Source organism: Mycobacterium sp., from assembly GCF_032162105.1.
GTDB lineage: Bacteria > Actinomycetota > Actinomycetes > Mycobacteriales > Mycobacteriaceae > Mycobacterium.
The window spans coordinates 1-10,623 of sequence record NZ_JAVRPS010000002.1 but is presented as its reverse complement, the minus strand read 5'-3'; the positions used below and the strand labels follow the sequence as shown (position 1 = coordinate 10,623).

The 10,623-nt window shown below is 68.8% G+C and carries 11 protein-coding genes; 9 read left to right on the top strand and 2 right to left on the bottom strand.

Annotated features, from left to right (window positions below):
* The 7 genes from QOC69_RS00095 to QOC69_RS00065 all read left to right on the top strand — a co-directional run.
* Window positions 1-672: serine hydrolase (locus tag QOC69_RS00095; protein WP_526435123.1), on the top strand; the 672-nt coding region annotated here is incomplete at its 5' end.
* Complete coding sequence (locus QOC69_RS00090; RefSeq protein WP_526435121.1) at window positions 669-2,222, top strand: acyl-CoA carboxylase subunit beta; 1,554 nt, start codon at window positions 669-671, stop codon at window positions 2,220-2,222. The genes QOC69_RS00095 and QOC69_RS00090, both read left to right, overlap by 4 nt.
* 65 nt (window positions 2,223-2,287) lie before the next feature.
* Window positions 2,288-2,968, top strand: a complete 681-nt coding sequence (locus tag QOC69_RS00085; protein ID WP_526435119.1) for a hypothetical protein — start codon at window positions 2,288-2,290, stop codon at window positions 2,966-2,968.
* On the top strand, window positions 2,965-4,380 hold the full coding sequence (locus tag QOC69_RS00080; protein WP_526435117.1) for a hypothetical protein: 1,416 nt from the start codon (window positions 2,965-2,967) through the stop codon (window positions 4,378-4,380). The genes QOC69_RS00085 and QOC69_RS00080 overlap by 4 nt, the downstream gene beginning before the upstream one ends.
* 78 nt (window positions 4,381-4,458) lie before the next feature.
* On the top strand, window positions 4,459-5,658 hold the full coding sequence (locus QOC69_RS00075; protein ID WP_526435115.1) for an acyl-CoA dehydrogenase family protein: 1,200 nt from the start codon (window positions 4,459-4,461) through the stop codon (window positions 5,656-5,658).
* Window positions 5,651-6,859: an acyl-CoA dehydrogenase family protein gene (locus QOC69_RS00070; RefSeq protein ID WP_526435113.1), complete on the top strand. Its 1,209-nt coding sequence runs from the start codon at window positions 5,651-5,653 to the stop codon at window positions 6,857-6,859. Before QOC69_RS00075 ends, QOC69_RS00070 begins: the two co-directional genes overlap by 8 nt.
* 186 nt (window positions 6,860-7,045) lie before the next feature.
* The gene (locus QOC69_RS00065) at window positions 7,046-7,681 is read left to right on the top strand and encodes a cutinase family protein (protein WP_526435125.1); all 636 of its coding nucleotides are present in this window, start codon (window positions 7,046-7,048) and stop codon (window positions 7,679-7,681) included.
* Between the two features lie 83 nt (window positions 7,682-7,764).
* Here the strand turns inward: QOC69_RS00065 and QOC69_RS00060 are convergent, their stop codons facing one another.
* Window positions 7,765-7,959 carry a hypothetical protein gene (locus QOC69_RS00060; protein WP_526435111.1) on the bottom strand — a complete coding sequence of 65 codons (195 nt, stop codon included), beginning with the start codon at window positions 7,957-7,959 and terminating at the stop codon, window positions 7,765-7,767.
* Window positions 7,960-8,017: 58 nt separating this feature from the next.
* Complete coding sequence (locus tag QOC69_RS00055) at window positions 8,018-8,701, bottom strand: GAP family protein (RefSeq protein ID WP_526435109.1); 684 nt, start codon at window positions 8,699-8,701, stop codon at window positions 8,018-8,020.
* A gap of 110 nt (window positions 8,702-8,811) precedes the next feature.
* Between QOC69_RS00055 and QOC69_RS00050 the strand changes: the two genes are divergently transcribed.
* Window positions 8,812-9,813: an AAA family ATPase gene (locus QOC69_RS00050; RefSeq protein WP_526435107.1), complete on the top strand. Its 1,002-nt coding sequence runs from the start codon at window positions 8,812-8,814 to the stop codon at window positions 9,811-9,813.
* Between the two features lie 20 nt (window positions 9,814-9,833).
* On the top strand, window positions 9,834-10,623 hold a 790-nt coding region (locus tag QOC69_RS00045; protein ID WP_526435105.1), incomplete at its 3' end, for a DUF58 domain-containing protein.

Here is a 10,623-nt window from a genome sequence, read left to right as displayed (position 1 = left end):
CCGCTGGTCCGCGAGATCGTCTCGGCCGCAGCGGGTCGCGACATCCGTGACATCCTCGCCACCGAGATCCTCGACCCGCTGGGATTCCGCTGGACGAACTACGGCGTTGCGCCGGAAGACGTTCCGCTGGTCGCACCGAGCCACGCCACCGGCAAGCCGTTGCCCGCCCCGATGGCGGCGGCGTTTCGCATTGCGATCGGCGGCACCACGCACCAGATCATCCCGTTCACCAACACGCGGGCGTTCCTCACCAGCGTGGTGCCGTCGTCCAGCACCGTCTCGACCGCAGACGAACTGTCCAGGTTCGCCGAATTACTGCGTCGCGGTGGTGAACTCGACGGTGTTCTGGTCATGCAACCGGAGACCTTGCTGGCCGCGACGAAGGAGGCCCGGCGGTTGCGGCCGGATCTCGCGATGGGCCTTGCCCCACTACGCTGGGGCACCGGATACATGTTGGGCTCCAAGCGGTTCGGGCCGTTCGGGCGCGACGCACCCGCAGCGTTCGGGCACACCGGACTGGTCGACATCGCCGTGTGGGCCGACCCCGAGCGCCGGCTCGCGGCCGGGGTGGTCAGCAGCGGCAAGCCCGGCGGACACCGGGAGGCCAAACGGTATCCGGCACTGCTGGACGCCATCGCCGCGGAGATTCCACGGTCGGGCGCGCGGCTGTGACCGACCCGGTTGACGAACTGCGCGACGACCACGCGGAGCTGATCCGGCGGCGGGCGCTGACCGAGGACGCGGCCCGACCCGACGCGATCGAGCGCAGGCATGCGGCGAAGGGGCGTACGGCGCGCGAGAACGTCGCCGACCTGATCGACCCCGACTCGTTCGTCGAATACGGCCGCTTCGCCGTCGCCGCGCAACGATTCCGGCGTGACGTCGACGACCTCATCGCGCGCACGCCCGCCGACGGTCTGGTGGCGGGCACCGCACGCATCGACGGCAGCCCGTGCGCCGTCCTGGCCTACGACTACACGGTGCTCGCAGGCACGCAGGGCGCGCTCGGCCACCGCAAGAAGGACCGGCTGTTCGACGTGATCGAGCGGATGCGGTTGCCCACCGTGTTCTTCGCCGAGGGCGGCGGGGGTCGACCGGGCGACACCGACTATCCCGTGGTCTCGTCGCTCGACGTCCGCGCATTCAAGCTGTGGGCTGCCTTGTCCGGTCTGGTGCCGCGGATCGCGGTCGTCAACGGTCGGTGCTTCGCGGGCAACGCGGTCATCGCAGGCTGCGCCGACCTCATCGTCGCCACCGAGAACGCCTCCATCGGGATGGGTGGCCCGGCGATGATCGCAGGCGGCGGACTGGGCGACGTCCACCCCGACGACGTCGGACCCATTTCGGTGCAGGCGCCGAACGGGGTGGTCGACGTCGTGGTCGCCGACGAGGCGCGGGCGGTCGCCGCGACCAAGAAGCTCATCGGCTACTTCCAGGTCCCGACCACAACGGGTCCCGTCGCCAACCAAACCGCCTTGCGCACCATGGTTCCCGAGCGGGCGCGTCGGGCCTATTCGGTCGGGCCGATCATCGAGACGATCGCCGACGCGGGTTCCGTCACGTTCCTGCGGGAGCGGTTCGCCCCTGAGATGGTGACCGCGCTGACCCGGATCGACGGCCGCGCCGTCGGCGTCATCGCCAACAACACGATGGTCATGGCAGGGGCGATCACCGCGGGTGCCTCGGACAAGGCGGCCCGCTTCCTTCAGCTGTGCGATGCGTTCGGGCTTCCCGTCGTCTCGCTGATCGACTGCCCCGGTTACATGGTCGGCCCAGCCGCGGAAGCCGAAGCGCTGGTCCGCCGCGGCTCGCGCATGCTGGTCGCAGGTGCTTCGCTGCGGGTACCGCTCGTCGCGGTGATCCTCCGTCGCGGGTACGGGCTTGGCGCACAAGCGATGTGCGGTGGCGGCCTGCACGAGCCGCTGCTGACCGTGGCATGGCCGGGTGCCCACCTTGGTCCCATGGGGCTCGAGGGCGCCGTCCGGCTTGGCCTTCGCAAGGAGCTCGAGGCGATCGCCGACGACGGCGCGCGTGAGGAGCGGGTACGTCAGGCGACCGCCGCCGCGCAGGAGAATGCCAAGGCGCTCAACGCCGCCCAGCTGTTCGAGATCGACGACGTCATCGATCCGGCCGACACCCGCAGGCTGATCGCCGCCACCCTGGCCGCCGCGGCGGCGCACCCACCCGAGTCCACGCGGCCGCGGTTCGTCGACACCTGGTAGTCCGGCGGGCTGTCCGTCAATACTTTCCGTGCATCGGACGGCGCCGTGGGTGCGAGACTGACCGGGTGAGACAAGTTGTGCAAGCAATCGCTTTTCCGCCGGCGCGGGACTTCATCCTCTCCGCTGGCTTCGCGGGCGCGGCCGCAGTGGTCGCCGCGGTCATCGTGTTGTGCGCCGTGCTGTACGGGTCTCGCCAGGCCGGCAAGCGGTCTCTCGCCGAGCGTGATCAGCGAGAACGTCACTACGAGGAAGGTCGCGAGGCCGAGCAGCGCGCGGTGGCGGTGGCGCGATGCTGGGACCAGTGGTGGCAGGTGGTGGAAACCGCTGCGCTGGAACCTGCGGCCAGCGAGGGCGCGACCCTGGGCCTCGGACCGGAGGTGACATTGGAGCTCCTACAGGGGCTGCTTCGTGATGCCGAGCGGCTCGGCGATGACACCCTCGCCAAGGCCGTGGCGGTCCACCAGGAACAGCTTCTGCTGGTGCTGGCACAGCAGAGCGGACCACTTTCCACGCTTGCCGCGCCCGCGCCCGCGCCCGCGGCGTCAGCACATCGCGGGCCGGACAAGACGCCGCCACCGGACCAACAGGCATCAAGCACCGAAGGCCCCGCTCCGAGCGGGGTGGGTTCCGAGCCGAGGCGGCGGCGCGCGGCGGCGCCAGCCACCGGTGCCGACCCAGAACCGGTGACCGGTGAAACACACTCGGCCGCAGGCGAAGAGACCGGCGGAAGGAGGCGGCGCCGGTGACAACCACGCGACAGCACATCGAGGACCTCGACGTCGACAAGTGGGCCAGGTTGACGCGACGCGCGGCGGTGGAATCGGTCGAGTCGTCCAAGCGGTCGGGCTTGCGGCCTAGGCCAGAGTCGGTCGCGATAGCGGCGATGACTGAGCGTGAACTCGTCGAGCACCGCCAACGTCACGGGCCTGCGAAACCCCGTCTCTCGCTGGTGATGCAGCTCGTCGAGGCGGACCAACGAAGCCGTGAGGCCGAAAGCCTGGCACGCGACGCACACCAGGGCCGGCTGGATGCCGAAGCAGCGGCGTCGATGGCGCGGGCCGAGGCCGATGAGTCCGCTCGCGCAGTCACCGCAGCGCAGGAACGGATCCGCGCGGTGGAGGCCGAGTCGGCGCGCAAAGACGGTCAACGGGCACGGGAACGAGCGGCTGATCAGCAGGCAGTGCAGCTGGCGCGCGCTGAGACTGAACAGGCGCGCGCCGATGCGGCCGCCAGCGAGGCGGCAGCCCAGGAACGGGTGCGCGCTGCGGAGGGGCGTGCCGAGCAGCGCATGACAGAGCGGACGACGGAACGGGCAGCCGGGGAAAAGGCGTTGCAACAGCTGCAAGCCCAGCTCGACAAGGTTCACGCCGATGCGGAGGCCGAGAGGACGGCGGCCAAGGAACGCGTGCGCGCTGCAGAGGCGCGTGCCGAGCAGCGCGTGGCAGAGCGGGCGACGGAACGGGCGGCCGGGGAGGAAGCGGTCGCTCGGGTGCGCGGCGAGTCCGAGCAGCTGCGCGCCGATGCGGCTGCGGAGGTTGCGGCGGCGCGTGGACAGGCCAAAGCCGAGGTGGCTGCCGCGCGGCAAGCCGCAGAGGCTGAGATCGACCTTGCGCGCCAGGCCGCGCAAGCCGACATCGACAACGCGCATGCCTATGCCGGGGATGTGGTGCGGCAAGCACAGGCCGATGTAGCTCGGGCGACGTCGATGGCCACGTCGTCAAGATTGCTGACGATTCCCATTCCGCCGGCGGAAGTCCGCGCGGGCGAGCAGATCAGGCCTATCGAGAGCGCTGTGGACGCGCTTTACCAGATCGATTACCTGCTCGAGATCGCGATGGCCGAGGAGGTTTCGTCCCAACCCCAGCCGGATGTCGAGTTCATGCGTAGTCTCTCGTGGACGGTGCAGGAGCGGGCTAAGGACCTATCCCCCGAGTTTGCTCAATCGCCCGTGCAGTTCACCGATCAATCTCAGATGGAGGCGGCCGCTTCCTATCTCGATGCCGCCGGCAGCGCTTTTCGCGCCTGTCTGCAGCGCATAGAGGGCGCGGCGCAGCGACTGGGAGGCCGCAACCGGAGCTCGGATGCCGAGATCATCGAGATGGTCATGGCGATGCTCGCCGACCCGTGGGTACAGGCCGTACGCCAGCACCGCTCATGACGACACCTCGGCTCGTGTCGGCGCGATAGAACTGGCCCCGGTGGAAGTTGACGGGTGTCGATTTCCTATCGTGGCCAGATGAGCAACGCTGCTGATACCGACCGGGTCGCGGATCTCGCGCGCCAGGTCGTCGCCGAGCACGATCCGAAGTCGGTCCCCATCCCCGAGTTCCTCGCCGCCTGTTACGACGCGGGCCTGTCCTGGGTGCACTTCCCCGAGGGGCTCGGCGGGCTTGGCGTCTCGCGCGGCCTGCAGGCCGTCGCCGACCGGGTCCTGCAAGGGGCAGGCGGCCCGGTGCCGCTGGGGCTGAACCCGATGGGGTACGGCATGGCAGCGCCGACCATCCGTGAGCACGCGCAGAGCGACGACGTGAAGAAGTCCTGGTTGCGCCCGCTGGCCAGCACCGAGGATCTCTGGTGCCAGTTGTTCTCCGAACCGGGCGCCGGTTCCGACCTGGCCGGGCTGGCCACCTCGGCCGTCCGCGACGGCGACGACTGGGTGATCAACGGGCAGAAGGTGTGGACCAGCCTCGCGCACCGCGCCCGCTGGGGCCTGCTGCTCGCGCGGACCAACCCGGACGTGCCCAAGCACAAGGGGCTGTCGTACTTCGTCATCGACATGCACGGGCCTGGCGTTGAGACCCGGCCGCTGCGCCAGATGACCGGCCAGGCCGAGTTCAACGAGGTGTACTTCACCGACGCCCGCATCCCCGACAAGCACCGGCTCGGTGACGTCGGCAATGGCTGGAACGTCGCAATGACGACCCTGATGAACGAGCGCAGTGCACTCGGCGGCAGCGGCAGCCGGCGCGGCGCCGGGACCATCGCCGACGCCGTCTCGCTGTGGGCCTCGCGCCCCGACCTGCGGACCCCGGTGCTGCGCGACCGGCTATCCCAGCTGTGGCTGCGCGCCGAGGCGCAGCGCCTCACCTCCGAGCGCTCGCGGGCGGCCGCCACCGTCGGCGGCCCTGGCCCTGAGGGTTCGATCGGCAAGCTGGTGGGCGCCGAACTCAACCAGCACATCTACCAGTTCTGCATGGATCTGCTTGGGCCCGAAGGGGTTCTGTATCACGGGTACGCCCACGGCAGGGACGAGGACGAGTCCGAATCCGACTGGCGGGGTCCGGTGCAGCAGCGCTTCCTGCGCAGTCGCGCCAACACCATCGAAGGCGGCACGTCCGACGTGATGCGCAACATCCTCGGCGAGCGGATCCTGGGTCTGCCAGGAGATCTGCGCGCCGACGCCGGCATGCCCTGGAAGGAGATCCCCCGTGGTTGAGGAGCTTGCGGATCAACCCCGCAAACAAGCTGAGTTCACGTTCACCGACGAGCAGGTTCAGCTGCGCACCGCGGTCCGCAAGTTCTGCGCTGAGAATTTCGACGAGCAGACGGTCCGCCGGCTGATGGAGTCCGATCCCCCGTTCGACGCCAAGGTGTGGACGCGGCTGGGCTCCGAGCTCGGCGTGCTCGGACTGTCCGTCCCCGAGGCCGACGGTGGCGTCGGCGGCTCGCTGGTCGACCAGGCCGTCGCCGTCGAGGAACTGGGTGCATCGCTGGCCTGTGGCCCCGTGTTCGGCACCGTGTTCCTTGCCATCCCGGCACTCGTCGCCGCGTCCGGCGGGCCGGTGAGGGACGGGTTGCTCGCCGAGTTGGTGGAGGGCCGCCGCACCGCAGCATTCGCCGTGGCCGACCGGGCCGGCGCGTTCGATCCGGCGGCGGTGACGGTCACCGCGGCGCGCTCGGGTGAGCAGTGGACGCTCACTGGAACGGCGCCGCGGGTGGTCGACGGCGGCGCCGCCGATGACCTGTTGGTGGCCGCGAGCGGACCGGACGGGGTGGCGCTGTACGCCGTCGAGGCCGCCGGGCCGGGCGTGGACCGCACCCAGCTGGTGACGCTCGACCTGACCCGCCCACAGGCCACGGTCGCGTTCTCCGACGCACCAGCCCGGTTGGTGGCCGATTCGGGCGAGGCGCAGCGCGTGATCGAGCATGCGCTACAGGCGGGTTCGGCGCTGCTGGCCGTCGAACAGGTCGGCGCCGCACAGCATCTGCTCGATCTGTCGGTCGAGTACGCCAAGACGCGGTTGCAGTTCGGCAGGCCGATCGGGTCGTTCCAGGCGGTGAAGCATCGTCTGGCGGACCTGCTGGTCGACGTCGAACACGCCCGCTCCACGGCCTATCACGCGGTCTGGGCACTGGCCGATGGCCTAGATGTTGAAGACGATCCCGCGCTGGCCGCGAGCATCGCGCAGGCCACGGCGTCGGCGGCGTTCGCGAGGGTCGCGGCCGACACCATCCAGGTGCACGGCGGCATCGGCTTCACCTGGGAACACCAGGCGCACCTGTACTTCAAGCGCGCGACCACCGACGCCGCGCTGCTGGGCAGCCCCGAGCAACACCGTTCGCGGGTGGCCGCGCTGGTGCTGGACACCGCGTCCGCCGAGCGGGTGCCGAGGGTCGCCGACGGCACTCCCGCCTGAACGTCGCCGCGCGCGCCGGGCCAGGACCTGCAACACAACGGCTCGGTAACGTTTTGTGTGGCCAGAGGGACAAGAGTGATAATTGGGGTACTTGCTCGCATGCCCCCACTTCGGTCCAAGGAGGGACCTTCCTTGTTTAGGTCCTTCATTGCAGCCGAGGTGACCCGCGTCCGTCGCGGTGCCCGCATGGTGTCGGCCGTCCTCGCGATCCTGCTCACCCTTGCCGCGACGACGGCCTTCACCCCAGCCACGCCGACTGCCTCCGCTGCCGACTGCCCGGACATCGAGGTGGTCTTCGCCAGGGGCACCGACGAACCGCCTGGCATCGGCAAGGTCGGGCAGGCACTCGTCGACTCGATCAAGGCGCTGGCCAAGAAGAAATCGGTCCGCGCCTACGCCGTGCAGTACCCCGCGTCGTGGGACTTCCTCGCCGTCGTGGACGGCGCGAACGACGCGAGTGCGCGCGTTCAGTCCACCGCGGCGAAGTGCCCCAAGACGAGGATCGTCCTCGGCGGATACTCGCAGGGCGCCGCGGTCGTCGACGTCATCACGACGTCCCCGATCGCCGGTGTCGGGTTCAAGGCCCCGATGCCTCCCGCGATGGCCAACCACGTCGCCGCGGTCACGGTCTTCGGCAATCCGTCGGCGCGGGTGGGCCAGCCGTTGACGATGCTCAGCCCGCTGTACGGCGCGAGGACCGCCGACATGTGCAACACCAACGATCCAATCTGCTCTCTGGGCAAGGACTTCGGGTCGCACGTCCGCTATCCGGAATCCGGACTCGTCAAGCGCGCCGCACAGTGGGCCGTCGATCACGTTTAGCAACCGAGACTGCGTTCACATTGCGGCCACGGTCGTGAAAGCGCAGTGCGGGCAGCCCTCAGCGAAATATGAACGACGTGAAGCTACCGCGTCAGCTCCGCCAGGATCGTCGCGATCCAGCCCGGCTTGGTCTCCCGGACATGGGTGACCGTTGCCGCGTCGCGTCCCATCGAGTAACCAACTGCGCTCTGCCGCAGGCCGTCCCACCCACGGACCGGTCCGGTTGCGTACCCGACTTCGGGTACACCTGCCAGTAGTGCCCTCTCCCCCTGTTCCATGCGAGCAGTCAACTCGCCCCACCCGTTGCAGCGCAATCGATTTTCGCCGGCCGGACACTCACCAGAGGGCGCGATAGTTCAGCAGCGCACCGATGACGAGCACGATTCCGATGCCCAGGAACAACATTCGTACGGCAAGCGGTCCGTACCGGGTGAGCGCGCGGACGAAGTTGCGCTGCACCCGCCGGGCCCGGATGGTCCGCCGCGTGGACAGCGCCAACACGAGCAGTGACGGCACCAAGGTGATGGCGCAGTAACAGATCACGATCACCGGCCACGCCGACGGCAGCGGTTCGCGCGCGGAGATCATCGCCAGCGCGGTCAGATAGGGAACGGCGGTGGGCGCCTGCCCGAAGCCGATGACGAGCCCGACGAGCCCGAGCAGCCACGGGTTGCGCCTGGCCACGTTCACCGCCCACAGCGGCGGCGTCGGTTTCCGTCCTGACGAGGCGATCGCAAGGGTGATGAGCACCACTCCCAGCGCCAACTGACCCCAATAGCGGATGGTCGGCGTGAGGTCGAACTCGAAACGATCGGTCAGGAAGTTCAGGCCGAGGACGGTCAGCACGCCGAACGTCGTGATCGCGATGAATACGCCTGCCACGAAACTCAGCCCGGACGGCAGCGCTGACCTGCGGCTCAACCGGCTGTCGTACACGACCGCCGTCGTCACTCCCAGGTTGAGAACGTTGACCGAATCGAGGAGCGCGAACCCCAGGAGAGGTAGAAGGAGTGCCAGCATGACGTCACCGAACCTACGGGAAGCGGCCGTCCGGGCGCGCATTTGAAAAGGCATGGAATCGGCGCCGCCGGGTATACCTGGACAGCACGGGACCCGAACCGGAAGGACACATGACCGCAGCACGATCGCAGCTTGACCAGCGTGACATGGCCGAAGCCCAGCGGATCGTGAGCGCGGTGGCCGGCGCGTTCTCCGCCAAGGTGGTCGGCCAGAACCACCTACGGGAGTCCATGCTTCTCGGCCTCCTCGCGGGCGGCCATCTGCTCATCGAGAGCGTTCCCGGCCTGGCCAAGACCACCGCGGCCCGCGTGGTCGCCGAATCGATCCGGGGCGGATTCAGGCGCATCCAGTGCACACCCGACCTGCTGCCCAGCGACATCATCGGCACCCAGGTGTACGAGGCGGCGACCAATTCCTTCGTCACCCAACTCGGGCCGGTACACACCAACATCGTGCTTCTCGACGAGATCAACCGCTCCAGCGCCAAGACGCAGAGCGCGATGCTCGAGGCAATGGAGGAACGTCAGACCACGATCGCGGGTGTGGAGTATCCGATCCCCGAGCCGTTCCTCGTCATCGCGACGCAGAACCCGGTGGACCAGGAGGGCACGTATCCGCTCTCGGAGGCGCAGACCGACCGCTTCATGCTCAAGGAGATCGTGCACTACCCGTCCATCGACGAAGAGGTCGAGGTGATCTCACGGATGGACGCCGGGTTGTACGAGAAGGACCATCGGAGCGCGCCGGTCGTGGCCACCGCGGACATCCTGCGCGTTCAGGACCTGGCTCGGACGGTGCACATGGACCGCGCACTCATCCAGTACGCCAGCCGCCTCGTCGGCGTCACCCGCGAGCCAGAGCAGTACCTGCCCGCGAGCACCGCCCGCCTGATCGAGTACGGCGCCAGCCCGCGCGCCACCATCGCGTTCTGCCGGACGGCGCGGGCGTTGGCGATTCTGCACGGTCGCGGCCACGTGGTCCCCAACGACATCGCCCGACTCGCGCATCGCGTGTTGCGGCATCGCCTGATCCTCGGGTTCGAGGCCGCCAGCGCAGGCGTGACGCCGGACGCCGTGGTCGACGCGGTGTTGCAAGCGGTGCGGGTGCCGTGAGACACAGGTAGACGAACCGCGTGGGAAAGCATCTCGACAGCGCCAAGAAGTACTTCGGCCGCGACACCAGCGGATTTCTAGAGGGCGGACGCTACGCGCTCGTTCACACCAGAAGCCTCGAGTTCGACGACCTCCGGCCGTACGTGCCCGGCGACGACGTCCGCGACATCGATTGGAAGGCGTCGGCCCGCTCGGGCCACGTGCTGATCAAACGATTCGTCACTGAGAAGCACCACAAGATCCTGGTGGTGGCCGACACGGGCCGGAACTCGACCGCGCTGGCACCGTCCGGTGAGACCAAGCGGGAGGTCGCCGCAAACGTCATCGGTGCCATGGGGCTGATCACCATCCGTCGTTCCGACGAGATCGGCATGGTGTTCGGCGACGTCCGAGGATGCGTCGACATCCGGCTGCGGCGCGGCGAGACTCACATCGAGTACCTGCTGCACCGGCTCGAGCAGCAGACCACGACGCGGCAGGCGCGCAGTGACATTGTCACCCAGCTGAACTGGGTGGCAAGGCATTACCGGCATCCCATGCTGATCTTCGTGGTGTCCGACGAACCCGACGTCGACGAACGGCTCGGCGACGTTCTCACCCGGCTCACCGGTAGACACGACGTGATGTGGGCGATGGTTTCCGACATGCCCGCGGTGGCGACGGCCGAGGACGAGCAGGACGGCTTCGACGTGACCTCTGGACGCTTCGTCCTGAGCGGCGCCGTGGTGGGGCCCAGGGTGGTCGCCGCGTACCAGCGCGCTGAAGAGCAACGGCGGGAACGGCTTTCGGAGTTCATGACCGTGCACGGCG

Coding starts and splice junctions, on each gene's coding strand:
- QOC69_RS00060 (WP_526435111.1), bottom strand. CDS start 7,959: ATGGAACAGGGGGAGAGGGCACTACTGGCAGGTGTACCCGAAGTCGGG.
- QOC69_RS00075 (WP_526435115.1), top strand. CDS start 4,459: ATGAGCAACGCTGCTGATACCGACCGGGTCGCGGATCTCGCGCGCCAG.
- QOC69_RS00065 (WP_526435125.1), top strand. CDS start 7,046: ATGGTGTCGGCCGTCCTCGCGATCCTGCTCACCCTTGCCGCGACGACG.
- QOC69_RS00050 (WP_526435107.1), top strand. CDS start 8,812: ATGACCGCAGCACGATCGCAGCTTGACCAGCGTGACATGGCCGAAGCC.
- QOC69_RS00055 (WP_526435109.1), bottom strand. CDS start 8,701: ATGCTGGCACTCCTTCTACCTCTCCTGGGGTTCGCGCTCCTCGATTCG.